23 protein-coding genes and 1 riboswitch are annotated in these 23,418 nt (G+C 73.7%); of the genes, 10 read left to right on the top strand and 13 right to left on the bottom strand.

Going from position 1 to position 23,418, the window contains the following annotated elements:
• The first annotated feature begins 61 nt into the window (after nucleotides 1–61).
• A complete protein-coding gene (locus ACIPPS_RS12820; protein ID WP_401431389.1) occupies nucleotides 62–478 on the top strand; it encodes a DUF4440 domain-containing protein in 417 nt (138 codons plus the stop codon).
• A gap of 180 nt (nucleotides 479–658) precedes the next feature.
• Here the strand turns inward: ACIPPS_RS12820 and ACIPPS_RS12815 are convergent, their stop codons facing one another.
• Nucleotides 659–1,360 carry a 2-phosphosulfolactate phosphatase gene (locus tag ACIPPS_RS12815; protein ID WP_401430273.1) on the bottom strand — a complete coding sequence of 234 codons (702 nt, stop codon included), beginning with the start codon at nucleotides 1,358–1,360 and terminating at the stop codon, nucleotides 659–661.
• A 162-nt stretch (nucleotides 1,361–1,522) separates the two neighbouring features.
• The gene (locus tag ACIPPS_RS12810) at nucleotides 1,523–1,891 is read right to left on the bottom strand and encodes a hypothetical protein (protein ID WP_401430271.1); all 369 of its coding nucleotides are present in this window, start codon (nucleotides 1,889–1,891) and stop codon (nucleotides 1,523–1,525) included.
• A gap of 174 nt (nucleotides 1,892–2,065) precedes the next feature.
• Between ACIPPS_RS12810 and ACIPPS_RS12805 the strand changes: the two genes are divergently transcribed.
• A complete protein-coding gene (locus ACIPPS_RS12805) occupies nucleotides 2,066–3,511 on the top strand; it encodes a carboxylesterase/lipase family protein (RefSeq protein ID WP_401430269.1) in 1,446 nt (481 codons plus the stop codon).
• An 82-nt stretch (nucleotides 3,512–3,593) separates the two neighbouring features.
• Here ACIPPS_RS12805 and ACIPPS_RS12800 read toward each other — a convergent pair whose 3' ends face one another.
• Together ACIPPS_RS12800 and ACIPPS_RS12795 are read right to left on the bottom strand one after the other, a co-directional pair.
• Nucleotides 3,594–4,166 carry a type 1 glutamine amidotransferase domain-containing protein gene (locus ACIPPS_RS12800; RefSeq protein WP_401430267.1) on the bottom strand — a complete coding sequence of 191 codons (573 nt, stop codon included), beginning with the start codon at nucleotides 4,164–4,166 and terminating at the stop codon, nucleotides 3,594–3,596.
• A gap of 94 nt (nucleotides 4,167–4,260) precedes the next feature.
• The gene (locus ACIPPS_RS12795; RefSeq protein WP_401430265.1) at nucleotides 4,261–4,701 is read right to left on the bottom strand and encodes an OsmC family protein; all 441 of its coding nucleotides are present in this window, start codon (nucleotides 4,699–4,701) and stop codon (nucleotides 4,261–4,263) included.
• A 286-nt stretch (nucleotides 4,702–4,987) separates the two neighbouring features.
• Here ACIPPS_RS12795 and ACIPPS_RS12790 point away from each other — a divergent pair, with 286 nt between their 5' ends.
• Together ACIPPS_RS12790 and ACIPPS_RS12785 are read left to right on the top strand one after the other, a co-directional pair.
• Entirely contained in the window at nucleotides 4,988–5,251 is a 264-nt protein-coding gene (locus ACIPPS_RS12790) for a hypothetical protein (protein WP_401430263.1), read from the top strand.
• Nucleotides 5,252–5,360: 109 nt separating this feature from the next.
• A complete protein-coding gene (locus tag ACIPPS_RS12785) occupies nucleotides 5,361–6,353 on the top strand; it encodes a glutamate ABC transporter substrate-binding protein (RefSeq protein ID WP_401430261.1) in 993 nt (330 codons plus the stop codon).
• Nucleotides 6,354–6,381: 28 nt separating this feature from the next.
• Here ACIPPS_RS12785 and ACIPPS_RS12780 read toward each other — a convergent pair whose 3' ends face one another.
• Nucleotides 6,382–7,032 (bottom strand): class I SAM-dependent methyltransferase, encoded by a 651-nt coding sequence (locus ACIPPS_RS12780; RefSeq protein ID WP_401430259.1) that lies wholly within the window; start codon nucleotides 7,030–7,032, stop codon nucleotides 6,382–6,384.
• A 32-nt stretch (nucleotides 7,033–7,064) separates the two neighbouring features.
• Nucleotides 7,065–7,727 carry an NADPH-dependent F420 reductase gene (locus ACIPPS_RS12775; protein ID WP_401430257.1) on the bottom strand — a complete coding sequence of 221 codons (663 nt, stop codon included), beginning with the start codon at nucleotides 7,725–7,727 and terminating at the stop codon, nucleotides 7,065–7,067.
• Between the two features lie 229 nt (nucleotides 7,728–7,956).
• Between ACIPPS_RS12775 and ACIPPS_RS12770 the strand changes: the two genes are divergently transcribed.
• Nucleotides 7,957–10,347, top strand: coding sequence for a molybdopterin cofactor-binding domain-containing protein (locus tag ACIPPS_RS12770; protein WP_401430255.1), 2,391 nt, complete (start codon nucleotides 7,957–7,959; stop codon nucleotides 10,345–10,347).
• A gap of 14 nt (nucleotides 10,348–10,361) precedes the next feature.
• A complete protein-coding gene (locus tag ACIPPS_RS12765) occupies nucleotides 10,362–10,841 on the top strand; it encodes a (2Fe-2S)-binding protein (RefSeq protein ID WP_401430253.1) in 480 nt (159 codons plus the stop codon).
• A gap of 262 nt (nucleotides 10,842–11,103) precedes the next feature.
• Here ACIPPS_RS12765 and ACIPPS_RS12760 read toward each other — a convergent pair whose 3' ends face one another.
• The 6 genes from ACIPPS_RS12760 to ACIPPS_RS12735 all read right to left on the bottom strand — a co-directional run bounded on the left by ACIPPS_RS12760 (nucleotide 11,104) and on the right by ACIPPS_RS12735 (nucleotide 17,098).
• Entirely contained in the window at nucleotides 11,104–11,928 is an 825-nt protein-coding gene (locus ACIPPS_RS12760; protein WP_401430251.1) for a hypothetical protein, read from the bottom strand.
• Entirely contained in the window at nucleotides 11,928–13,199 is a 1,272-nt protein-coding gene (locus tag ACIPPS_RS12755; RefSeq protein WP_401430249.1) for a VWA domain-containing protein, read from the bottom strand. Before ACIPPS_RS12755 ends, ACIPPS_RS12760 begins: the two co-directional genes overlap by 1 nt.
• 96 nt (nucleotides 13,200–13,295) lie before the next feature.
• Nucleotides 13,296–14,018 carry a flavodoxin family protein gene (locus ACIPPS_RS12750; RefSeq protein WP_401430247.1) on the bottom strand — a complete coding sequence of 241 codons (723 nt, stop codon included), beginning with the start codon at nucleotides 14,016–14,018 and terminating at the stop codon, nucleotides 13,296–13,298.
• 143 nt (nucleotides 14,019–14,161) lie between these two features.
• The gene (locus tag ACIPPS_RS12745; RefSeq protein WP_401430245.1) at nucleotides 14,162–15,100 is read right to left on the bottom strand and encodes an endonuclease/exonuclease/phosphatase family protein; all 939 of its coding nucleotides are present in this window, start codon (nucleotides 15,098–15,100) and stop codon (nucleotides 14,162–14,164) included.
• A gap of 208 nt (nucleotides 15,101–15,308) precedes the next feature.
• Entirely contained in the window at nucleotides 15,309–16,478 is a 1,170-nt protein-coding gene (locus ACIPPS_RS12740; protein ID WP_401430243.1) for a hypothetical protein, read from the bottom strand.
• On the bottom strand, nucleotides 16,475–17,098 hold the full coding sequence (locus ACIPPS_RS12735; RefSeq protein WP_401430241.1) for an ankyrin repeat domain-containing protein: 624 nt from the start codon (nucleotides 17,096–17,098) through the stop codon (nucleotides 16,475–16,477). The genes ACIPPS_RS12740 and ACIPPS_RS12735 overlap by 4 nt, the downstream gene beginning before the upstream one ends.
• A gap of 448 nt (nucleotides 17,099–17,546) precedes the next feature.
• Here ACIPPS_RS12735 and ACIPPS_RS12730 point away from each other — a divergent pair, with 448 nt between their 5' ends.
• From ACIPPS_RS12730 to ACIPPS_RS12715, 4 genes are all read left to right on the top strand, one after another.
• Nucleotides 17,547–18,767, top strand: a complete 1,221-nt coding sequence (locus ACIPPS_RS12730) for an RNA ligase (protein ID WP_401430239.1) — start codon at nucleotides 17,547–17,549, stop codon at nucleotides 18,765–18,767.
• A gap of 3 nt (nucleotides 18,768–18,770) precedes the next feature.
• On the top strand, nucleotides 18,771–19,688 hold the full coding sequence (locus ACIPPS_RS12725; RefSeq protein WP_401430237.1) for an AAA family ATPase: 918 nt from the start codon (nucleotides 18,771–18,773) through the stop codon (nucleotides 19,686–19,688).
• Nucleotides 19,689–19,873: 185 nt separating this feature from the next.
• Nucleotides 19,874–20,986, top strand: a complete 1,113-nt coding sequence (locus ACIPPS_RS12720; RefSeq protein ID WP_401430235.1) for a CapA family protein — start codon at nucleotides 19,874–19,876, stop codon at nucleotides 20,984–20,986.
• A gap of 58 nt (nucleotides 20,987–21,044) precedes the next feature.
• Nucleotides 21,045–22,322, top strand: coding sequence for a phosphoribosyltransferase family protein (locus tag ACIPPS_RS12715; RefSeq protein WP_401430233.1), 1,278 nt, complete (start codon nucleotides 21,045–21,047; stop codon nucleotides 22,320–22,322).
• Nucleotides 22,323–22,351: 29 nt separating this feature from the next.
• Here the strand turns inward: ACIPPS_RS12715 and ACIPPS_RS12710 are convergent, their stop codons facing one another.
• Complete coding sequence (locus tag ACIPPS_RS12710) at nucleotides 22,352–23,224, bottom strand: transglycosylase SLT domain-containing protein (RefSeq protein WP_401430231.1); 873 nt, start codon at nucleotides 23,222–23,224, stop codon at nucleotides 22,352–22,354.
• Nucleotides 23,225–23,228: 4 nt separating this feature from the next.
• Nucleotides 23,229–23,387: riboswitch (cyclic di-AMP (ydaO/yuaA leader) on the bottom strand.
• Nucleotides 23,388–23,418 lie beyond the last annotated feature (31 nt).

Below are 23,418 nucleotides of genomic sequence, written 5' to 3'. Positions count from 1 at the left end.
GGCGGGTGGCGAGCGCGACCCGTTCGCTCGCGCGGAACCCGAGAGCCGTGAGACGGGCGAGGTGCGCGCCGCGTCCGCCGCGGCCCGGATCGCCGAGGTGATCGCTGCCGAACTGCGCCTGACGGAACCCTCGGTGCGCTCCTCACGCACGCTCGCCGAGGAACTCCTCGACCCCGAGTTCGTGGAGGTCGGCGCGTCCGGACGCCGCTGGACGTACGAGGAGATGCTCGCCGCACTGCCCGCGATGCAGGGCGGCACCGAGGACGGACCGCGCTACGAACTCTCCGGCATGGCCGGCGCCCTCCTCGCCCCCGACCTGGTCCACCTGACGTACGCGACGCACATCGAGGGCCGCCACGCCCTGCGCAGCTCCCTCTGGCGCCGCGACGCCGACGGAGCCTGGCGCCTGTACTACCACCAGGCGACCCCCGTCCCGACAGACCTGGCCCAGGACCAGGCCGCCCCCGGAGCGTCGTGAGCCGATCGTGGCCCCGCCGGGCTCCGCTGCACCGATCGTCCGCGAAGAGCCAGGAGCCGGGAGCCAGGAGCCGGAGCCCAGAGCCGGGGGCCGGAGCCCAGAGCCGGGGGCCGGGGACCGACCGGGAGCCGGAGAACCGGGTGCCGGGTGGCGTGCGGGCGCCGGACGTCACACCGCCGATCAGGGCGAGGCCGCGTCGCTCGGTCCCGGTACGGCGCGCGGCCGCAGGACCATGAGCGCGTCCTCCAGTCCCGCGACCATGGCGAAGGGGAACCGGTCGAGCTCCAGGCAGAGTGCGACGTCATCCGGATGAGCGCCCTGCCGGACCCCCTCCGTCAGCTCGGTCGCCGCGCGCGACTCGCCCGCGCGGCGGAGGTACTCGGCCGCGTCCGTCCCGGTTTCGACGGCCCGCCGGGCGATGTACTGGGCGCACGCCAGATCCTCCTCGGCCTGCCCGTCCTCGCCCGTGACCACGAACGTCACGCTGTCGCACCCGTCCGTCCGCAGGGCCCGGGCCGTCGCCTCCGCCACCACGAAGCCGGCGCACAGCACCAGCGACGCCTCCCTGACCGCGAGGGCGCCGACCGTCCCCGCCGTGGTCTTCTGCACCACGGTCCGGCCGCCGAGGTCGACCGACCGCAGCAGGCCCGGCGAGTTGACCAGGTCGAACCCGGGCGCGGGCGCACCGTCCTTGAGCGCCACCCACTCCGGATGGCGGGCCTTGAGCGCCAGGGCCTCGTCCAGCGAGCCCGCCAGCACGATCTTCTCCGCCCCCTGGGCGAAGACCCAGCCGGCCACCGTGAAAGCACGCATCACGTCCACCACGACCGCGACGGACGGGGCTTCGGTCAGTTCGGCGATGCCGAGGAATCGAGCGTCCATCCGGTCATGATCGAGCACGCCGGGCGCACACCGCCAGGGCGGTGCCACACATCAGGACGACGGTGCCCCCGCAGCCGAACTCCCCGCGCGTGCGCGCCCGGTCGTCCGGAGGAAGCGTCGCGCGGGCCGCGTGACACCGCCCCGCGCGGCCGCCCGCGCCCCTCAGCCGAAGGCGTCCGTCATGCAGTCCCGGGCGCAGGCTCCCCGTTCGTACTCGTGGCGGAGGGCGGCGGCCGCGAGACGGGGGTCCGCGCCAGGGTGGTGGAAGTGTTCGTCGGCCAGGCGCAGGACGTCCGAGACCGTGACGATCGCCGGCTCCCCGGCGCCCGCCGCCCCGCGAGCCGTCGCGATCGCCAGACCGGCCGCCCTGCGCAGGACCCGCCAGCGCGCGCGCTCCCCGGCCGCCCACGTCCGTGCGGGGGCCCACGGCCGCGCCGCGCGGCCCTGGCGGGCGACGCCGAGCGCCATGAGGCCGATCCCGGCGGCGACCGCCACGATCCCGATTGCCGTCCCGGCGTGCAGTCCCCCCATGCGCGACCTCCCCTGCCCTCGAGTCAGTCGTACCCCGGTCGGCCGGACTCCAGTCGGAACGCCGTCCACCCTCGCGACACAGCTTCCCCTCCCTAGGTGACACGTGTAAGTGACTCGTGTCACCTTTGCGCTCCAGGCGTTGACGCGGCTGATCATCGGCCGGACGCTGCTCCCATGACCGTCACCACCGTCACCACCACCCGCGGCCCCGTGCGCGGGGAGCGCCGGGCCGACGGGAGTCTCCGCTTCCTCGGCATCCCGTACGCGCGACCGCCCGTCGGCGACCTCCGTTTCGCCGCGCCCGTGCCGCCGGAGCCGTGGACCGAACCCCTGGACGCCACCGCGTACGGGCCGACCGCCCAGCGCCGTCCCTTCGCCGACGTCACCACGATCCCGGAGCCCTCCGTCCCGGGCGCCGGCGTCCTCAACCTCAACGTCTTCACGCCGGACGCCGATCCCGGGGCCGGGCTTCCGGTGCTCGTCTGGATCCACGGCGGCGGTTACGTGGCGGGTTCGGCGGCCAGCCCCTGGTACGACGGGTCGGCCTTCAACCGGGACGGCGTCGTCCTGGTCTCCCTCGGCTACCGCCTCGGCATCGAGGGCTTCCTCCACCTCGACGACGCCCCCGACAACCGAGGCGTACGCGACTGGATCGCCGCCCTCACCTGGGTCCGCGACAACATCGCCCGCTTCGGCGGCGACCCCGCCAAGGTCACCGTCGCCGGCCAGTCGGCGGGCGGCGGCGCCGTCCAGACCCTGCTCGCCGTTCCCGCCGCCCGGGGCCTCTTCCGGGGTGCGCTCTCCGTCTCCGGGGCGGTCATGCGCCCCGACGGTCCCGAGGTCGCCCGCGCCGTGTCCCGGCTGTTCACGGCCCGTACGGGCGTCCCCGCCACCGCCGCCGCGCTCCGCGACCTCGGAGACGACGAACTCCTCGACCTCCAGGACCGGACGGGCGCACCCGGCCCGGACCGTGCGGGCCTCCCGCCCCTGCTCTCCCTGGCGCCCTTCGCCGACGGCGAGCTGATCCCGGAACCCGTCCTCGACGCCCTGACGACCGGGCAGGCGGGCGCCGACGTACCGCTCATGCTGGGCTTCACGGCGCACGAGTTCAACGCCTTCCCCGCACCCGGCCCCGACGGCCCGCCGGTGCCCCTCCTCCTCGGCTCGCTCGGGCTCGCCGCGGACCGCGTCGAGGCCTTCACCACCGCGTACGCCGCGGGAAAGCCGGACACGCTCTTCGGGCAGGCCCTCACGGACGCCACCTTCCGCGCACCCTCGCTCGCCGTCGCGGAGGCACGCGCCGCACGCGAACGGCCCACCTGGCTCTACGAGTTCCGATGGGCGTCACCCGTCGACGGCACCGCGTTCCACTGTCTGGACCTGCCGTACGCGTTCGACCTCCTGGACGCCGAAGGTGTCATCGCCGCCGCCGGCGAGGCGCCGCCCCGCGCACTCGCCGACGCGATGCACGGCGCCTGGGTCGCCTTCGTACGGGACCAGGACCCCGGCTCGTCCTGGCCGCGCTACACGGCCGGCGACCGCGCCACCATGCTCTGGGACGAGGAGTCGCGCGTGGAGCGCGATCCGCTGGCCCCGGTCCGGGAGATCTGGCTCGACTGACCGGACGCTCGACGGCCTGACCGGACGCCCCCTGGGCGCCCCGACCGCCTTCCCGTCGGCGGTCGGGGCGCCCCTGCGTGCCTCACGCCGCGGCTCGGGACTCCGTCCGGGCGAGGGCCTCGATGATCGCGTCCGAGAACGGTTCGAGATCGTCGGGCTTGCGCGAGGTGATGAGCGGGAATCCGCCGGAGGTGTCGACGACGACCTCGCGGTCCCGCCAGGTCCCGCCCGCGTTCACGAGGTCGGTGCTGACCGACGGGTAGGAGGTGAGCTCCCGGTCGGCGACGATCCCGCTGTCGATCAGCAGCCACGGTCCGTGGCAGATCGCCGCGACGATCTTGCCGTCCGTCGCGAACGCCGTGACCAGCTGCTGCGCCTTCTGGTCCGTCCGCAACGAGTCGGCGTTGACGGTCCCACCCGGTACGACCACCGCGTCGTACCCGTCCGCCGACACCTCGCCGATCGTCGTGTCCGGTCGGACCTTGTCACCGGGGTGCTGGTCCGAGACGAGCGTCACGACGGGTTCGTCCTTGCTCGCGGCCACGGTGACCTCGGCGCCCGCCTCCCGCAGAGCGGCCACGGGCTTCTTCAGCTCGTCCTGCTCGGTCCCGTAGTTCGTCGTGAGGACGAGTACGCGCCTTCCGTTGATCGACACGGTGGGTGCCTCCTGTCTGTCCGTCCGTAGGTCACGGCTGTCGTAGCTGTCACCCACGCGACTGACCGCACAGAGCGTGCTCAAACCGGACAGATCAGCCCGCGCGGAATCCGACGGTCCCGTCGGGCAGGACGGCCTCCACCGTCGCCCCGTGTTCGACGGTGCGGCTGACCGTGCAGAACTTCTCGTGCGTGAGCCGCACCCCGCGCGCGAACACCTCGGCGGCCTTCGGGTTGCTGTCGGGCAGCTCGAACTCGTAACTGACCCTGATCCGGCCCACCCGGCCGTCGTCCTCCGGCCCGGAGACCGACTCGACGACGATCCGCAGGTCGTCGTGGTCGACGGCGCGCGCCGTCCGGTCGACGACCATGCCGCCGCAGCCGCCCATGGCGGCGAGCAGCAGCTCGACCGGGGTGAACGAGGGCTGCGCGTCCGCGTCGTCCGCCGCCCCGATGCGCACCTCGGCGCCTCGGTCGTTGCGGGCGACCCACTGACGGTAGCCGGTGCGTTCGGTCTCGATGCGATAGTCGGCCATGGTGGGGTGGGCTCCTCGGTACGTGTGTGCGCGTGCGTGTGCTTGCCGGGCGTGTGCAGGTGCGTGCGGCGCGGTCGGTGGGTCGGTCCGGTCGGTCGGGGGTCGGTCCGCTCGGTCGGTGGGTCGGTGGGCCGGTGGACCGGTGGTCGTCCACGCAACCCCACCGGGCCCCGGCCCGCCAAGGGGACGCGCCGCGACGGCCCCGTGCCCGTCTGAGTATCCCGGTAGGGCCGGGTGAGTACGTCGCCGGATACGCGGACCCGGCCCCTGCCGGTCGAATGGGGGCATGACACCGGACGCCCCGCGCACCAGCCGTATCCAGCACGTCACCACGACGGGTTCCGCCGTGGCGGTCGCGCTGCTGCCGCTCGTCGTCGGCATGATGCTCGCGCGGAGCGTCGGCGCCGACCCCATGACCTCCGTGAACGCCCTCATCACCAGCGGCGGTCAGCGCGCCCGCCTCTCCCCGCTGCACCTGCGCGCCGTACGACGGCCGACGCTCCCCTCCCTGCCGGCTCTGCCCGCCCTCCCCGCTCTTCGGGGGCGGTGACTTCCCCCGACATCGCCCCAACTCTCGGCCCAACTCGTCGTACATGCCCCGGTGTTGGGGTAGAGGTGCGTAGCCTGGGCAGGGTGTCGGCTGTGCGGGGGTGAGGCGTGTGACTGCTCGATCCGGGCCTGAGCGGCGGGAGAGGAGGCCGCTGGGCGGCCGTCTCGCTCTCTGGCTGGTGCTCCTGGCGACCGTGCTCGCCGCGGCCCCGGCCGCCGCCGTCACGGCCGGCGCCTCCGCGAGGGCGCCCGGCAGCGCGGTACGGACCACGGCCGCCGCGCCCGTCCGCGCCCCGTCCTGCGACCCTCGGCGTGCGAGCCCGCGCCCGGCGCGGGTGGACGGCGAGGCGGTGCGACGGATCAAGGAGCGCGGTCATCTCGTCGCGGGGGTCGACCTCAACAGCTACCTCTGGGCCTCGCTGGACCAGGACGCCCAGGAGCCGTCCGGCTTCGACATCGACCTGGTCCGGGCGATCGCCCGGGACATCCTCGGCCCGAAGGCCGTCGTCCGCTTCATCGGCATGCCGCCCGCCCAGCGTGTCCCCCGCCTCCAGAACCGCCAGGTCGACGTGATCGTGCGCACGATGAGCATCACCTGCGAGCGGCTGGCCGACATCGCGTTCTCCAGCGTCTACTTCGAGACCGGGCACCTGCTCCTCGTGCCCCAGGGCTCCGGGATCACCGGGTTCGACGCGCGGCTGCGCGGCCGGCGGGTCTGCCTGAGCAAGGGCAGTTCGGCCGCCGACCTCCTGGCGTCGTCCGGCAAGGGCGCCGTCGCCGTGGAGACCTCGAGCCATCTGGACTGCCTCGTCGCACTCCAACAGGGGGCCGTGGACGCCGTCCTCACCCACGAGACCCTCGCCGCCGGGCTCGTGGCCCAGGACCCCACGCTCCGGCTGGTCGGGCCGCGCCTCGACACCTCCCTCTACGGCGTCGCCATGAACAAGGACGACACCGACCTGGTCCGCCGGGTCAACGCGGTCCTGGCGGACTACCGTGCGGGCGGCGCCGCCAGCCCCTGGATGGTCTCGTACGACAGGTGGCTCGCCCCGACCCTGGGCGCCCACCCGCAGGGCCCACCGGCGGCCGCGTACGCCGACTGACCCCACGGCGCCACCGGCTCCGCCCTCGTCAGGCCGGCTTGCGCGCCAGCAGGAAGCCCTGCGGGGTGTTCTCCATCTCGCCCTGGCCGGCGCGGACCAGGCGGGCCGTCTCGACGAACCCGGCGTCGGTCAGGAGGCCCGCGATGCGGTCCGGCGGGTAGCGGTAGACGTCGAGGGCGACCTCGTGGCCGTACGCCCGCTCCAGCGACACCCGTTCGTCGCCGACCTTGAAGCCCAGGCAGAGGAGGCCGCCCGGGGCGAGGACCCGCTCGTACTCGGCGAAGAAGACGGCCAGTTCGTCCTCCGGCGCGTGCACGGTGGAGAACCAGGACAGCACGCCGCCGAGGGAGGCGTCGGGCAGGTCGAGGGCCGCCATCGACCCCACCTCGAAGCGCAGGCCCGGGTGTGCGTCCCGGGCCACCTCGATCATGCCGGGCGACAGGTCGATCCCGAAGACGTCGGCCCCGAGGGCCTTCAGATGCGCCGTCATACGGCCGGTCCCGCACCCCAGATCACCGAGCGGCCCTCGCCCGGCCGCACCGACCTCCCCGGCGAAGGCCGCCAGCATGCCGAGCTCCATGGGGGTGATGGCGACCAGGTCGCCCAGCAGACGCTGGTAGTCGACGGCGACCGTGTCGTAGGAGGTGCGGGTCCGGTGTACGCGAAGATCCTCTGTCATGGCGCAACACACTAGTCCGACCAGTGGCGTTGTCAGCCCCGGAACGACGCCGGGCGCTCCGGGGACGCCTCCGCGAGGGCCTTGGTGACCGCGTCGGCTCCGGCGCGCAGGCCGTAGACCGGGGTGTCGGGCTGCTGGCGCCAGGAGTCGTCGATCCCGCCCGCGTCGACGGTGTCGAAGCCCAGCTGGTCGATGAGGGCGCGGACGGTCTTCTTCGCGGCTTCGTCGTCGCCCGCGACCGGCAGGGCCATCCGGTCCGGGTCGCCGGCCGGCAGGGGCTTGTCCAGGATGTCCTGGGCGTAGGTACCGTTGAAGGCCTTGATCACCGGGTGGCCGAGGTGTTCCTCGACCCAGCGGCTCTCGGTCAGCCCGTCGTCCTCGATGGCGGCGATCCGGCCGTCGCGCTCGCGCGGGTAGTAGTTGTTGGTGTCGATGAGGGCGAAGCCGTCCGCCGCGCCTTCGAAGAGGCCCGAGGGCAGGTCCGGTACGGCCTTCAGCGGAACGGTCACGACCACGACCTCGGCGCCGCGGGCCGCCTCGCCGGCCGTGACGGGCGTCGCGCCGGTCTCCTCGGCGAGCGCGGTGAGGGTGTGCGGACCGCGGGAGTTGGCGACGGAGACGTCGTGGCCCAGAGCCGTGAGGCGGCGGGTGAGGTTGCCGCCGATGTTGCCTGCGCCGATGATGCCGATCTTCATGGTCGTTCCTTCCGAGCGGATGCGACGTGGTGCCACGCACGGCATGAACCGCTGCCACGCGGCGGGGTATTCCCGGGTTCGCCCCACCGTGTGGTGGGGAGAAGGCGTGGCGGGCGTGAATCCTGCGCCGTTCCGGGACACGGAAACCCGCTGATGAGCGATGATCCTGCGACGTCGTCGTTCGTGACGTGGTGGTTCGTGACGTGGTGGTTCGTGGAGAGGGCAGCCGATGACCGTGCGCGACGATGCGCAGCAGCACCAGCGGGGGAATCCCGGACCGGCCGCAGGCCCGGCAGCGGCAGCGGCACCGGCCGCAGGGCCGGACCGGCGCCGCTTCCTCGGGTACGTCCTCGCCGCCCCGACGCTGACCGTCGCCGCGCAGCTCGGGGAGGCGGTCCTCGCCCCCTCCCCGGCGTCCGCCGCCGCGCCCGCGCTCGTGCCGTCCCTCCCCGGGCCGTCCGAGATCTACGACCTCAACGACATGCTCACGCACGCCGCCCTGCCGACCGCCCACCTGATCACCATCCGGATCGAGGCCGACGGCACCGCCTCCTTCGCCCTGCCCCGGGCCGAGGTCGGCCAGGGCATCACCACCTCCTGCGCCATGGTGATCGCCGAGGAGCTCGACCTGCCGCTGGAGAAGGTGCGGGTCACCCTCGCCGACGCCCGCCCGGAGCTGCTGTTCAACCAGATGACCGGCGGCTCCAACACCACCATCGCCACCTTCACCCCCCTCCGCGTCGCCGCCGCCGTCGCCCGGGGGCGGCTGCTGCGGGCCGCCGCGCTGGAGCTCGGCGAGCTGCTGGGCTCCCTCACCGCGAAGGCCGGGGCGATCGTCTCCTCGGCGACCGGCCGGAGCATCGGCTACGGCGAGCTCGCCGCGAAGGCGGCCGCCGTGAGCGACACGGCGGTCGCGGTCGCCCTGAAGAAGCCGTCCGAGTTCACGGTCATCGGCACGGCGCGGCGTCGGACCGACGCGCTGGAGGCCGTGACGGGACGCAAGAAGTTCGCCATGGACGTGCGGGTTCCCGACGCCCTGCCGACCATGGTCTGCCGGCCGCCGACGATCAACGGCACCGTCCGCTCGGTCGACAACCTGGCCGAGGTGCGGGCCATGCCCGGCATCACCGATGTCGTGCGGATCTCCACCGGCGTCGCCGTCCGCGGCCGCACCTTCGGCCAGTGCATCGACGCCGTCCGCGCCCTCAAGGTCACCTGGGGTCCCGGCACCGCGGAGGGCGACTCGGACGCGACCGACCAGCGCAAGCTCCGGGCCGCCGAACTTCCCCTCGTCGTACCGCCGTTGCCCTTGCTGACGAAGGCCGTCGACGCCCGTTTCACCTTCCACTTCTCCAGCAACAGCGCCCTGGAGACCAACTGCGCCGTCGCGGACGTGCGACCGCACTCGGCCGAGATCTGGGCGAGCCTGAAGACGCCGATCGTCGCCCAGGAGCAGATCGCCCTTCAGCTCGGCCTCCCGGTCTCCGCCGTCACGGTCCATGTCACCGAGGGCGGCGGGTCGTTCGGCCGCAAACTGTTCCACGACGCCGCCGGTGAGGCCGCCGAGATCTCCCGGGCCGTGGGCAAGCCCGTGAAACTGATGTGGCACCGGACCGACGACTTCCGCCAGGGCCGTACGCACCCCATGTCGACGTCGCGGGTCCGCGCCACGTACACGCTCGGCGAGGTGCTCACGTACGAGCAGCGCCACACCTCCGTGGCCACCGACTTCGGCCATGGCCTCGGCGAGATCATCACCTCCACGGCCGCCCGACTGCCGGTGGGCGACCTCGCCTTCTCCGAGACGATCTTCGCGCTCACGCAGCAGAGCCCGTACCACTTCGGCGTCACCACCCAACTGCTCAGCGAGACCGACAAGGGCTTCAACACCGGCTCCATGCGCGGGATCTACTCGCCCAACGTCCGCTGCGCCCAGGAGCTCGTCGTGGACGAACTCGCCCGGCGCACGGGCAAGGACGCGTACGAGTTCCGGCGCAGGCACCTCAAGGAGGAGCGGGCCCGCGCGGTCCTCGACAAGGTCGCCGCGGTGGGGGAGTGGGGCCGGTCGCTGCCGGCGGGCATGGCCCAGGGCATCGCCCTCCACCCCGAGTACCACGCCTTCGTCGCCGTGCTCGCCGAGATCGACTGCCGGCCCGAGACGACCGGCCGCAAGGTCCACGACGGGTACACCGGGCCCCGCGTCACCAAGGTCGTCTGCGCGGTCGACGTCGGGCTCGCCGTCAACCCGCGCGGTCTGGAGGCGCAGATGATGGGCGGCATCGTGGACGGCATCGCCCTCGCTCTCACCTCCGGACTGCACCTGCGTGACGGCCACTTCCAGGAGGGCAGCTGGGACAACTACTTCTACACCCGGCAGTGGAACACCCCGCCGGAGCTGGAGATCGTCGTCATGCCGCCGACCTCGGACCGGCCGGGCGGCGCGGGCGAGCTGGCCGTCGGGGCCGCGATGGCCGCCGTGGCCTGCGCGTACGGCCGGGCCACCGGCACCATGCCGACGACCTTCCCCGTCAACCACGCCGAGCCGCTCGGCTTCGAGCCGCTGCCCACCACCCCGCCGATCCCCGCCTCCCCGGTCGACGGCCTCGACCGCGCCTTCTAGGACCAGGAGCCACCGTGCCGCACCACACCTTCATCCTCAACGGCAAGGCCGTCACGGCCGAGGTCGAGGACGACGTCCGGCTGCTGTGGGTGCTCCGTGACGTCCTCGGCGTCACCGGCCCCAAGTACGGCTGCGGGATCGGCGTCTGCCAGGCGTGCACCAGCCACATCAACGGCAAGGCGTTCAATCCCTGCTCCGTCCCGGTCAAGGAGATCGCCCCCACCGACGAGATCACCACGATCGAGGGCCTTCCGGCGACCGTCGGCACGGAGCTGCACCCCATGCAGGAGGCATGGCTGGATCTCGACGTGGTCCAGTGCGGCTACTGCCAGCCCGGCCAGATCATGACGGCCGTCGCCAAGGTCCGCGCGGCGCGGGACGCCGGACGGGAGATCGACGACGCCGACCTGGACGAGATCCGCAACATCTGCCGCTGTGGGACCTACAACCGGATCCGCGAGGCCATCGTGGCGGGAGCCCGCCGCATGCCCTGACACCACCGGCGGCGCAGGCCGCGGACCGGGCGGGCGAGGGCGGCCGGGACCGGGAACACCGCGGCGACGATGTCGCCGCCCGCCCCGTGGACCGTCCCGCGCGAGAAGCTGATCGCGCGCCTACCCGCCGCCCGCGGCCACGGGTCCCCCGCCCGGCGGGGCCGCGCGGACGGGTGACACGCCGACCGTCGTACGAACGGCCACGGGTCCGGGGATCCGTGGCCGTTCGCGAGTGAGGGGGCGTGCCGGGCGTGCCGGGTGGTCAGGCGGCGGGCGGGACCCGTGGCGGGCGGCCGGAGCCGCGCGTCAGCGTGTACCCGCCGATGCCGGCCAGCGCGGCGAGCGCCCCGCCGACCGCCGTCCAGATCCAGCGGTCGGACCACCAGCCGGAGGACCAGCCGTCCTCGGGCGCCCGTGCCTCCACCGCCGACGTCCCGTCGGCCGTGGCCGCGTCCTCCGTCGTGGCGCCGGGGACCAGCGGAGCGGCGAGCGAGCCACCACCCGCGTACGCCCCGCCCTCCTCGGCCGAGACGGCCCCGATCCGGGCGGCGAACGGCTGCCCGAGGTCGTCCTCGGGCAGGCCCGTCACGGTGAGGCGCACGTAGTAGCTGCCGGGCAGCGGGTCGTCGTCCCAGGTGTCGGCCCACGGGCGGACCGGGCGCAGGGTGCAGGCCAGCTCCACCGTCGCGGCCTCCCTCGCGGCGGTCCGCGACTGCATCCCGTACATGCACGGCTGCCGGCGGCGCAGTCCGTCGTAGACGTCGATCCGCCAGGTCGAGGCGCCGTGGCGGACGGCGGACTCGGGCAGGGTGACGGAAGCCGTCACGGTGGGGCGCTGCCCGGTGTCGGCGGGGAAGACCCAGTACAGGTAGTCACCCGTGGAGGCCTCGGCGGTGGCCTGCTGCCCCTGCCGGAAGAACGCGGCGGTACGGAAGGTGGTGCCGGCCTCGGTCGGCCCCGCCGTCTCGGCGCTCGCGCTGCCGCTCGGGGTCGGGGTCGGGGAATCGGCCAGGACCGGCACGGCGGCCGGGCCGAACAGAGCGGCGCCCGCCAGCAGAGCGGCGGTCAGCGCGCGTACGGTACGCATCAGTGGGTCCTCCAGACGGCGACGCGCCAGCGGGACACCCAGCCCCACAGCAGACCGCCCACGAAACCTGCCAGGACCAGCGCGCCGAGCAGCCACCAGCCGCGGCCGAGACCGAAGGCGGCGACGTCGGAGGCCTCGTCGGGCGCGTCGACGATGTCGAGGGACAGTTCGATCGGCATGCCGGGGGTCGTCTTCACCGACGGCGGCGCAGAGAACGAGTTGCTGACCTGGAGGCAGACGGTCTCCGCCGCGGGCTTGTCCGCGTCGACGCCGTCCACCGGCTCCTTGGGATAGCGCAGACCGGTCGAGATGACGTCCGTTCGGCCGTCGCCCGCCTCCGAGCGGCGGACGATCTCCCGGCCCCGCAGGGTCACGGCGCGCATCAGCACGCCGTAGTCGTCGTTGACGGCGCGGTCGGCGGACACGCTGACCGCGGCGCGGAGCTCCTGACCGGGCAGGACGTCCACCCGGTACCAGCGGTGCTGCCCGAAGGTCTCGCGGTCGGTGTAGAGACCGGGCCGGAGCACCGGGGCGTCGACGCAGCGCTCGGCGCCCTGCGTGGCCACCGGGGTGACGACCGGGTCGGCCGCGCGGTCCACCAACTGCCTTACGCGCTTGGAGAGTTCGTCGGTGTGTCGGACCGAGGTGTACGTGCCGCCGGTCGCCTCCGCGATGCATGTGAGCTGCTGGCGGATCTTGGCGTTCGGCACCAGGCCCAGGGTGTCGATGGTGAGGTGGATGCCCCGGGCGGCGATGTCGCGCGCCACCTCGCACGGGTCGAGCGGGGCGCAGGTGTCCTCGCCGTCCGTGATGAGCACGATCCGGCGGGTGGCGTCACCGCCCTTGAGGTCCTCCGCCGCGCCGAGCAGGGCGGGCCCGATCGGGGTCCAGCCGGTGGGGGCGAGGGTGGCGACGGCGGTCTTGGCCTCGGTCCGGTCGAGCGGACCGACCGGGTAGAGCTGGCGGGTGTCCTTGCAGCCCTTCTCGCGGTCGTCGCCCGGGTAGTCGGCGCCGAGGGTGCGTATGCCCAGCTCCACCTCCTCGGGCACCGCGTCGAGCACCTCGTGGAAGGCCTGCTTGGCGGCGGCCATCCGGGACTGGCCGTCGATGTCGCGGGCCCGCATCGAGCCGCTGACGTCGAGCACCAGCTCGACCTTGGGGGGTTCCTTCGCCGCGGGTTCGTCGGCGGCGGCGCCGCTCGGGAACAGTCCGACGGCCAGGACGGCGAGCAGCGCGCAGGCCCCGGTCGACAGCCGTTTTCTCGTGATCATGGGCGGATCGTAGGGATGATCGTCCGACAATCCAAAACGGCCCCGTGCGCGGGCTCCTGAGGGAGCGTCCGCGCCGGCCCGCGCGCCGGGGACGCCCTAGCGGTGCTCGGGGTTCGGGAAGTCGGCCTGGCAGCCCGCGTCCCAGGCGGTGCGCTGGTTGCCGTGCGCCGGCACCCCGCCCGCCCGCTTGAGCATCGCTGCCAGGTGCATCAGGTTCCAGGCCATGAACGAGGTGTTCCGGTTGGTGAAGTCGTTCTCCGGCCCGCCCGAGCCCGGGTCCAGGTACGACGGCCCGGGGCCGGCCTCGCCGATCCACCCCGCGTCCGCCTGGGGAGGGATCACATAGCCCAGGTGCTGCAGGCTGTAGAGCACGTTCATCGCACAGTGTTTGACGCCGTCCTCGTTGCCGGTGATCAGGCAGCCGCCCACCTTGCCGTAAGAGGCGTACTGGCCCGCGCTGTTGAGCAGACTGGAGCAGCCGTAGAGGCGCTCGACCACCCGCTTCATCACCGAGCTGTTGTCGCCGAGCCAGATCGGGCCGCACAGCACGAGGATGTCGGCCCGCATGACCTGCTCGTACAGCTCGGGCCAGGCGTCCGACGCCCAGCCGTGGTCGGTCATGTCCGGCCACACCCCGGTCGCGATGTCGTGGTCGACGGCCCGCACCAGCGAGGTCGACACGCCCTGCGCCTCCATCACGGACCGGCTGCGGTCGACAAGGCCCTCGGTGTTGCTGACCTCGGGGGAGCGTTTGAGCGTGCAGTTGACGTACAGCGCGCTGAGATCGTCGTAGCGGTACGCGGGCGTGGGCGTGGGCATGGGGGGTCTCCTCGCGGTGAGGGCAGGAGGGGCGGGTTAGGGGTAGATGTACCACGTCGCCCTCCTTCGTCCCCGTTATCGGCCTCGGCCGCCGCACGAATAGGCGCAGCGGGTGGCGACGGCCTCCCCGCACGTGGCGGTGGTCACCGTCGTACCCGCGCGGCCACCGGCAGGTGGTCGCTGCCCGTGTCGGCCAGCGTCCAGGTCACGCCGACCTCGGCGGAGCCGCGCGCCAGGACGTGGTCGATGCGGGCGAGGGGCAGGGCGGTCGGCCAGGAGAGGGCGAAGTCGTCACGGTTGCCCCGCACCTCGGAGAGCACGGGCGCCAGGCCCCGGTCGTCGACGGTGCCGTTGAGGTCGCCGAGGACCAGCACCGCCGCGGACCGGTCGGCCGCCAGGGCGCGCCCGAGCCGCCCCGCGCTCTCGTCTCGCCACCCTGTCGCGTACCCCTGGGTCGCCCGCACCCGCACCGACGGCAGATGCGCCACGTACGTCGTCACGTCCCCGTGCGGGGAGCGGACGACCGCCCGCAGGCCGCGCTCCCAGTCGGCCGTCAGCGCCGTCGGTTTGAGGTCCACGCGCGCGATGTCCGTCAGCGGGTGCTTCGACCACAGCCCGACGGTCCCCACGGTCGCCCGGTGCGGATGGGTGGGGTCGAGGGCGAGCCGGTAGGCGGGCAGGCTCGACGGCGTCAGCTCCTGGAGCGCGATCACGTCCGGTTCGGGCCCCAGGAGGATCCGCGCGACGCGCGACGGGCTGGTGTTCTCGTCGCTCACGTTGTGCTGGACGACGGTGAGGCCGTACGCCCCTGAGGGCTCCGGCGCCCCCAGGGGCTCCCGGAACACCCCCACCCAGACCGCGCCGACGACCAGACAGACGAGGGCCGGGACGACCGAGCGGCGCACCGCGGCGACGACGAGACCGACGGGCACCACGAGACCGAGCCACGGCAGAAACGTTTCGAGCAGGCTCATCGGATGGCCCGGCAGCTCGGGCACCCACCGGTGGACGAGCAACAGCGCACCGACCACCGCCACGACGACCGCCGTGAGCAGTCCGCGCCTCTTCCGTTTCCCCTCCACCACAAGACCCCCTTCAGGGGGAGGGGACGCCGCGTCGCGTGATCCAGTTCCCTGGGCGGGTTCGCTGGGCGGGCGGGTCGGACGAAATCCAGCAGGTCCGCATTCGGGCAGGTCCGCATTCGGGCAGGTACGCACTCGGGCAGGTCCGCATTCGGGCAGGTACGCCCTCGGGTGCGCGCGCACCCGGGCAGGTCGGCGGAGGAGACCGCTACAGGACCGCGATGCCGAGGGGCCGTTCACCGGCGGGCAGGCGCGTGGTCCCGCCCGTCCGCAGGTCGACGACGGTGATGCCGTCCCAGTAGCCGTCGCGGGTGAAGCCACCGGTGACGTACGCGGTGCGGCCGTCCTTCGACACCGCCACGTTCTCGTGCGGACCGTCCAGCGGGTACACCCGTTCGGTGCCGTCGGGCGCCCGGACCGTGAGCGAGGGACCCTCGTCCTCCGCCGGGTCGATCGGGCCCGTCCCGACGACGAGCAGCGTGCCGTCGGGCGTGATCGTGGCTCCGTGCTGGTGGGTGTCGGCCGTCATCGGCTCGATCTCCGAGCGGCCCGTCCTCGGGTCGACCACGACCAGCCGCTCGCCCTCGAAGGGGAGCAACAGCCGCCCGTCCGAGGGCCGTACGACCGCGTAGTGCGGCTTCAGCCACGAGCCGAGCCCGCCCTCCGTGCCGTACGGAGCGACCTCGACACGACGCGGGGAGAGCGTGTCCGCGCGGACGACGGTCACGTCGAACGAGTCGTGGTCCGTCACGTACACCTCGGAGCCGTCCCGCGCCACGTCGACGTCGAACGGACGCCGTCCGACCGGAACGGTCGCCGTGACCTCCCGGCTCGCGGTGTCGATCACCTCCACGGTGCCGTTCCCGCCCGGCACGTTGACCCCGACGTACACCCGCCCGCCGTCGGGGGAGAGCGCGATGCCCATGCCGCCGCCCCGGTACTCACCGGTCGTGGCCGGTCCGCCGGCCGTCTCGTACCGGACGAGGGCGAGCCGCGTACGGGTGCGGGTGTCGACCACCGCGACGCCCTCGGCGGTCGCCACCCAGGCGCGCCCGTCCGCCCCGACGACCAGGCCGTACGGCGCGGTCCCGACCTCGACGGAGCCGAGCGGGCCGCGGCGCGGGTCCACGAAGGTGACGGTGTCGGACCCGAAGTCGGCGACGAGGAGCGTGCCGTCCGGCGTCGGTGTCGGGACGGACGCGGGCGTGGACGGGGGCACGGTGGGGGAGGGGGCGGCCGGCGAGGAGCTCGCCCGGGGCGCGGCGTCCGCGCCGCCGTCCGCCGCGCACCCGACGAGGACGGACGCGAGCGCGGCGGCCGACGCCAGCGCCCGGCCCCGCGCCCCCACGCGCACGGTCGTCCGCTCCGCTCGCCTCATCGCGCGGTCTCCCGTCCGGAGCGGGCCGTCGCGGCCGCGAGCAGCCCCGCGATCCCGGTGAAGCCGCGTCGTCGCGCGTGTTCGAGCGGGGTGGTCCCGTCATGGTCGGCCAGCAGCGGGTCCGCCCCGGCGGTGATCAGCAGTTCGACGATCTCCTCGTGCGCCCGGCCGCCGTCGCCGAGGATGACCGCCTCCAGGAGGGCGGTCCAGCCGAGCCGGTTCACATGGTCGACGTCCATGTCCGTCTCGCGCAGTACGGCCCGTACGTACGCGACATGGCCGCGCTCGGCCGCGGGGATCAGGGAGGTCCCGCCGAAGCGGTTCGTCAGGGTCAGGTCGGGGCCCGCCGGGAGCAGCACGCGCATCATCGGCACGCTGCCGGTCACCCCGGTGACCAGCCACGGCGTGTCCGCCCGGCTGTCCCGCGCGTCCGGGTCGGCGCCCGCCGCGACCAGGAGCGCGGCGGCCTCCACCCGGTCCGCCAGCGCGGCCCGCAGCAACGGGGTGCGTAGCTCCGTGTCCCGGCAGTCGACGCGCGCGCCGGCGCCGAGCGCTCCCTGGATCCCCGCGACGTCGCCCCGGTGGGCGGCCGCGAGCAGCACCTGGTCGTTCGGATCCATGACGGTTCTCCTTCTGATGGCGGTCAGCGGCATGGACGTGGTCCCTTCACGGCGAGGGGCGGAGGGAGGCCGGTCCGCTCTCCCCACCATCGTGGGGCGGCCTCGGTCCCGAACCGGTCGGCCCTGTGGACCTCCGTGCCGCACCGACCGGGGGACCGGTGGGTCAACCGATCGGATGACCCATCGGCCGCCGCGCCGCCGCCCGAGCCCGGAGCGCCCGCCCGTACCCGCCGCGCCGCCCGAGCCCGGAGCGCGCACCCGTACCCGCCGCCCGGAGCCCGCGCCCGCGCGCACACGTCACCGCCGGGCCGCCCGCCGCCCGCGACCGGAGCGCGCCCGCCGCCACCGTCCGGGCCGCTCGCCGCCCGCCCCGCCGGGGGCCGGGAAAAGCGCTGTCCGTGCGGGGCCCCCGCAGGTGACAATGAGTCACCACTGACCAGGAGGAACCATGAGCCAGGCACACCTGACTCTCCAGGACTTGCTGCCCGCACAGGAGCTGGCCGCCGCCCTCGACGCGGGGCACGTCACCCGCAAGGCACACCCCGAACTGCCGCTGTCCATCTACACGTACACGCGGGTGTGCCAGTACGAGCGGATCTGGAACCAGGTGACCACGCGCTGCCGTGGACTCGTCGCCGACGACGCGACGGGCCGGATCGTCGCGCTGCCCCTGCCCAAGTTCTTCAACATCGGTGAGCACGAGACCGGTCAGCCCTACGCGCCCGCGCTGCCCGACGAGCCGTTCGAGGTCTACGACAAGGTCGACGGCAGCCTCGCGGTGGTCTTCCACTACGCGGGCCGCTGGCAGGTCGCGTCCAAGGGCTCCTTCATCAGCGCGCAGGCGGCCTGGGCGCAGCGCCGGCTCGACGGCCGGGACACGGGGGCCCTGACGCCCGGCGTCACGTACCTCGCCGAGATCCTGTACCCGCAGAATCGTATCGTCGTCGACTACGGCGACCGCCGGGACCTCGTGCTGCTCGCCGCCTTCAGCCTGGACGGCACCGAGATCCCGCTCGCCGACGCAGCCGCCGACTGGGCCGAGATCGGCTCCGTCGTCCGGACCTGGCCCGCCATGCCCCTGGACGAACTGCTGGCGCACACCGAGGCGAACACCCTGCCCGGCGGCCCCCCCGCCACCGGCACCGACGCCGAGGGCTTCGTGCTGCGCTACGCCTCCGGTGTGCGCGCCAAGGCCAAACTGAGCGAGTACGTACGCCTCCACAAGGTGCTCACCGGCGTGACCGAGCGGGACATCTGGCGCAGCCACGGCATCCAGCGCTTCGCCGGCACCTCCGTGAAGCGCCTCGCGCAGGGCCTGGGCTGCTCCGTCGCCGAACTCGGCGGCGTCACCTCCACCGGCGGCCGACCGCTGGACGCGCTCCTGGAGCAGGTGCCGGACGAGTTCGACGCCTGGGTGCGCCGGGTCGTCGACCGCCTGGAGGACGAGGCCGCGGAGCGGGAGCGCGCCATCGACAAGGCGTACGCGTCCCTCGCCCACCTGGCGGGCGACCGGGGCGCCTTCGCCCGCGCCGTCAAGACGCTGGGGGTGGAACCCGAGATCCGGGCGGCCATGTTCCTGCGCCTCGACGGACGCCCGACCGACCTGTTCGTCTGGCGCGCCGTCAGGCCCGAGGCGACCGACCCGTACACCACCGACCTGGAGAACTGAGCCGTGCCCGAAGTACACGTCATGACGGGGCTTCCCGCCTCGGGGAAGACCACGGTCGCCCGCCGGCTGCAGGCCGAGGCCGAGGGCCGGATGCGCCGCGTCAACCTCGACGACCTGCGCGCCATGCTGGACGTCCCGGCGCCCGAGCGCGGCCGCTCGCACGCCCACGAGCGGACCGTCCTCGACATCCAGGACGCGGCCGTCCGCGCGGCGGTCCAGGGCGGATTCGACGTCGTCGTCGACAACACGCACCTCACCCCGCACATCCCCAAGCGGCTGAAGGCGGCTCTCGTCGGCCTCGACGCGCGTTTCGTGGTGCACGACTTCACCGACGTACCGGTCGAGGAATGCGTACGGCGCGACGCGGAGCGCGAGCGTTCCGTCGGCGAGGAGATCATCCGCATCCTGGCCGACAAGCACGCCAAGTCGATCCGCGGCGGCTGGCGGCTGACCGCCGAGTGGCTGGGCGCCCGACCCACCGCCATGCCGTACGTCCCCGACCACGCGCTCCCGTCGGCCGTCCTGTGCGACATCGACGGCACACTCGCGCTGCGCGGCGACCGGGGCCCGTACGACTTCACGCGCTGCGACCTCGACCTGCTGAACGTCTCGGTGGCCGGCGCGCTGCGCGCCTTCCGCACGGCCGACAACGACACGATCGTGCTGCTGTCCGGGCGCAGCGAGGACCACCGCGCGCTCACCGAGGCGTGGCTCGCCCGCCACGAAGTGCCGTACGACGAACTGTGGATGCGGGCCTCGGACGACGGCCGGAGCGACGACATCGTCAAGGCCGAACTCTTCGACGCCCACGTCCGCCACCGCTACGCCGTCCGGATGTCCCTGGACGACCGCGACCGCGTCGTCGCCCTCTGGCGCCACATGGGCCTGCCGACCTGGCAGGTCAACTACGGCAACTTCTGACCCGCCGCGCGGCTCGCGGCCTCGGAGCCCCGCCGAAGGGGCTTCGGGGCCGGGGCCCGCATCGCCGCGCGGCGGCCGCGAGGCGGCCCGGTCGGGGCGCGATCCCCGGCATCGTCTGCCCGGAGCACGTCCACGCCCTGCCCGGCACCCGGCCGTCGCCGTCGTCATGAGCCTACTCTGGGTCCATGGGCAGTGACCTGGTACGGCTCTTCCTCTGCGGCGACGTGATGCTCGGCCGCGGTGTCGACCAGATCCTCCCGCACCCGGGCGACCCGGCCCTGCGCGAGCGGTACGTGCATGACGCACGGGCGTACGTGGCGCTCGCCGAGGAGGCCAACGGCCCGATCCCGCACCGCGTGGATTTCGCCTACCCCTGGGGCGCCGCGCTCGACATCCTCGCCGACGCCGCGCCCGACGTCCGCGTTACCAATCTGGAGACCGCCGTCACCACGCGTGACGACTTCGCCCCCGGCAAGGCGGTCCACTACCGGATGCACCCGGACAACCTGCCGAGCCTGACCGCCGTCCGCCCCGACGTCTGCGTCCTGGCCAACAACCACGTCCTGGACCACGGCCGCGGAGGGCTCGCCGACACCCTCGACGCCCTGGCGAAGCACGGCGTGCGCACGGTCGGCGCGGGCGAGGACGGAGCGGCGGCGGCCCGGCCCGCCCTCGTCGACCTGCCCGGCGGCCGACGGCTCGTCGCGTACGCGCTGGGCATGGCCTCCAGCGGCATCCCGCGCGACTGGGCCGGCACCGCCCACCGGGGCGGGGTGCACTACGCCGCCGGGCCCACCGCCGCCACCGCCGCCCGCCTGCTCACCCGGATCCGGGACACCAAGCGCCCCGGGGACCTCGTTCTGGTCTCCCTGCACTGGGGATCGAACTGGGGGTACGCGCTCTCCCGCGCCGACGTCGACTACGCGCACGCGCTCATCGACGCCGGTGCCGACGTGGTGCACGGCCACTCCTCGCACCACCCCCGGCCGCTGGAGATCCACCGGGGCAAACTCGTCCTGCACGGCTGCGGCGACCTGATCAACGACTACGAGGGCATCACCGGCTACGAGCAGTACCGCGACGACCTGCGGCTGCTGCACCTCGTCTCGGTGCGGCCCGACGACGGCACCCTGGAGGAGGTACGCATCATTCCCCTGCGGGCCCGCCGCCTGCGGCTGGGCCACGCCCCCCGCCGCGACGCGCGCTGGCTCCGCGAGGTACTCGGCCGGACCAGCCGGCCCTACGGCGCGCGGGTCGACCTCGACGAGGACGGAACCCTCGTCGCACGCCCCGCCTGACCGGCGGCGGCACGCACCCACCCGCGCGCACGCCCAGGACCAGGGAGACGAGCGGGACATGTACTTCACCGATCGCACGGACGCCGGACGGCAACTCGCCGCACGACTGGAGCACCTCAAGGGCCGTGACGTCGCGGTCCTGGGCCTCCCACGGGGAGGGGTGCCCGTCGCCGAACAGGTCGCCGACGCGCTCGGGGCCTCCCTGGACGTCTGCCTCGTCCGCAAGCTCGGGGTGCCCTTCCAGCCGGAACTGGCGATGGGCGCCATCGGCGAGGGAGACGTACGGGTCCTCAACGACCGCGTCCTCGACGAGACGGGCGTCTCGGCCGGCGACCTCGCCACCGTGGAGGCGCGTGAACGGACCGTGCTCGGCCAGCGGGCCCGGCGCTACCGGGGCGCCCGGTCGGGGGCCCGGCTCGACGGCCGGACCGTCGTGGTCGTCGACGACGGGCTGGCGACCGGCGCCACGGCGGTCGCCGCCTGCCGGGTCGTGCGCGCCCAGGGGGCGGCACGGATCGTCCTCGCGGTGCCGGTCGCGCCGGCCGACTGGCGGGAGCGGATCGGCCGGGAGGCGGACGAGACCGTCAGCGTCCACGAACCGGAGCTCTTCTACGCGATCGGCCAGTTCTACGAGGACTTCTCCCAGATCCCGGACGAGGAGGTCGTCGCCTGCCTGGAGCGCCACCACGCCGGGCAGCTCCGGGGCGAGCAGGACCCCGAGGTGCGGATCCCGGTCGGGGAGGTGGAGGTCGAGGGCCGGCTGGTCGTGCCCGAGGGCGCACGGGGGATCGTGGTCTTCGCCCACGGGAGCGGCAGCAGCCGGCACAGCCCCCGCAACCGGGCCGTCGCCGAGAGCCTCGACCGGGCCGGGCTGGGCACCCTCCTGTTCGACCTGCTCACCGAGGAGGAGGCCGCCGACCGGAGCAACGTCTTCGACACCGAGCTCCTCGCCGGCCGGCTGACCCGGGCCACGCGCTGGCTGGCCGGACCCCCCGGCCTCGAAGGGCTGCCGACCGGCTGGTTCGGCGCGAGCACCGGCGCGGCGGCCGCCCTGTGGGCAGCCGCCGATCCGCTCTCCGAGGTGGCCGCCGTGGTCTCCCGCGGCGGCCGTCCGGACCTCGCGGGCCCGCGCCTCGCACAGGTGCGCGCCCCCACCCTGCTGATCGTGGGCGGCGAGGACCCGCTCGTACGGGACCTGAACGAGGACGCCCGCCGTCGGCTGCGGTGCGAGAACCGGCTCGTCGTCGTCCAGGGCGCCGGACACCTCTTCGAGGAGCCCGGCTCGCTGGAGCAGGTCGGTGAACTCGCCGCGAGCTGGTTCGCCGACCACTTCTAGCGGGGTGCCCCGGGGAGGGCGCCCAGCCGTCAGTACGCGCCGTTGACGTTGTCCATGGAGCCGTACCGGTCCGCCGCGTAGTTGCAGGCGGCGGTGATGTTGGCGACCGGGTCGAACGGGTCCATCGACGTACCGGGCACGTGGTAGGCGAGGAACGTCGGGTCGATCACCTGGAGCAAACCCTTGGACGGGGTGCCCTTGGCGGCGTTGGAGTCCCAGTTGTTGATGGCCTGCGGGTTGCCGGAGGACTCCCGCAGGATGTTGCGCTGGATGCCCTCGTACGAACCGGGGATGCCGTACTTCTGCATGATGTCCAGCGACTCGCGGATCCAGCCGTCGAGGTCGTCGGTGTAGCTCTTCGCGGCCACCGTGGTCGCCTGGGCGCCCTGCGCGGGGGCCTTGGCCTTAGACGGCGCCGCGGCGGGAGCCTTCGTCGGCGCGGCGGTCCGCTGCGAGCGGTCGGCGCGGTCCGCTGTCGTCGTACGGGCCTCGGACTTCTGCTTCGGAGCGGCGGCGGCCTTTCCACGAAGCGTCAGTTCCAGACCGGGGTGGATAAGTGACGGGTTGTCACCCACGGCCGCGCGATTCGCCTGGTACAGGGCCTTCCAGCCGCCCTGGACGCTCTGCTCCCGGGCGATCACCGAAAGGGAATCGCCCCGGGTGACGGTATACGTCGTGGCGGCGGAATTCGGTGCGGCCGGAACGGATTCCGCGATCTTCGCCGGGGCGCTGAGAACGGTCTTCTCGACGGTGGCGGTCGCGGGGGCCGTGGTGGGCGCGGCGTGTGCGGTGGCGGTGCCGACCAGGGGCAGCGCCAGGGCGGCGCCACCGGTGCTCGCGAGAGCGATTCCGCGGGTCAGGGGCCTTCTCTTGGGGCGCCGGTGCTTACCGTGTGCGGGCATGATGCAGTCCTCTCCGGCGCCTGCGGGGTGAGCTGTCGGGTTCGGGCTGGAGATGCCCGGTCACGCATGCGCGACTTCACCCCGAGCCGTGCCGTAAAAAACCGGACCGGCGAAATGGTGGGTCCCCCGCTCCTGCCTTCGGGTGAATGAGCGATGTGTTTTCGGACGGTGGCAGGATTCGGCGATCCGTCCGG

The sequence above is a fragment of the Streptomyces sp. NPDC090127 genome (genome assembly GCF_044746945.1).
Taxonomy (GTDB): domain Bacteria; phylum Actinomycetota; class Actinomycetes; order Streptomycetales; family Streptomycetaceae; genus Streptomyces.
The sequence above is the reverse complement of the archived record's forward strand: the minus strand, read 5'-3'. Positions and strand labels throughout refer to the sequence as shown.

Bases quoted from the DNA above. Each gene is read 5' to 3' on its own strand.
- ACIPPS_RS12815 (WP_401430273.1), bottom strand. From the start codon at position 1,360: ATGGACGCTCGATTCCTCGGCATCGCCGAACTGACCGAAGCCCCGTCC.
- ACIPPS_RS12755 (WP_401430249.1), bottom strand. From the start codon at position 13,199: ATGATCACGAGAAAACGGCTGTCGACCGGGGCCTGCGCGCTGCTCGCC.
- ACIPPS_RS12715 (WP_401430233.1), top strand. From the start codon at position 21,045: ATGTACTTCACCGATCGCACGGACGCCGGACGGCAACTCGCCGCACGA.
- ACIPPS_RS12760 (WP_401430251.1), bottom strand. From the start codon at position 11,928: ATGCGTACCGTACGCGCGCTGACCGCCGCTCTGCTGGCGGGCGCCGCT.
- ACIPPS_RS12790 (WP_401430263.1), top strand. From the start codon at position 4,988: ATGACACCGGACGCCCCGCGCACCAGCCGTATCCAGCACGTCACCACG.
- ACIPPS_RS12770 (WP_401430255.1), top strand. From the start codon at position 7,957: ATGACCGTGCGCGACGATGCGCAGCAGCACCAGCGGGGGAATCCCGGA.
- ACIPPS_RS12750 (WP_401430247.1), bottom strand. From the start codon at position 14,018: ATGCCCACGCCCACGCCCGCGTACCGCTACGACGATCTCAGCGCGCTG.
- ACIPPS_RS12805 (WP_401430269.1), top strand. From the start codon at position 2,066: ATGACCGTCACCACCGTCACCACCACCCGCGGCCCCGTGCGCGGGGAG.
- ACIPPS_RS12780 (WP_401430259.1), bottom strand. From the start codon at position 7,032: ATGACAGAGGATCTTCGCGTACACCGGACCCGCACCTCCTACGACACG.
- ACIPPS_RS12810 (WP_401430271.1), bottom strand. From the start codon at position 1,891: ATGGGGGGACTGCACGCCGGGACGGCAATCGGGATCGTGGCGGTCGCC.
- ACIPPS_RS12720 (WP_401430235.1), top strand. From the start codon at position 19,874: ATGGGCAGTGACCTGGTACGGCTCTTCCTCTGCGGCGACGTGATGCTC.
- ACIPPS_RS12710 (WP_401430231.1), bottom strand. From the start codon at position 23,224: ATGCCCGCACACGGTAAGCACCGGCGCCCCAAGAGAAGGCCCCTGACC.
- ACIPPS_RS12735 (WP_401430241.1), bottom strand. From the start codon at position 17,098: ATGGATCCGAACGACCAGGTGCTGCTCGCGGCCGCCCACCGGGGCGAC.
- ACIPPS_RS12795 (WP_401430265.1), bottom strand. From the start codon at position 4,701: ATGGCCGACTATCGCATCGAGACCGAACGCACCGGCTACCGTCAGTGG.
- ACIPPS_RS12730 (WP_401430239.1), top strand. From the start codon at position 17,547: ATGAGCCAGGCACACCTGACTCTCCAGGACTTGCTGCCCGCACAGGAG.
- ACIPPS_RS12740 (WP_401430243.1), bottom strand. From the start codon at position 16,478: ATGAGGCGAGCGGAGCGGACGACCGTGCGCGTGGGGGCGCGGGGCCGG.
- ACIPPS_RS12775 (WP_401430257.1), bottom strand. From the start codon at position 7,727: ATGAAGATCGGCATCATCGGCGCAGGCAACATCGGCGGCAACCTCACC.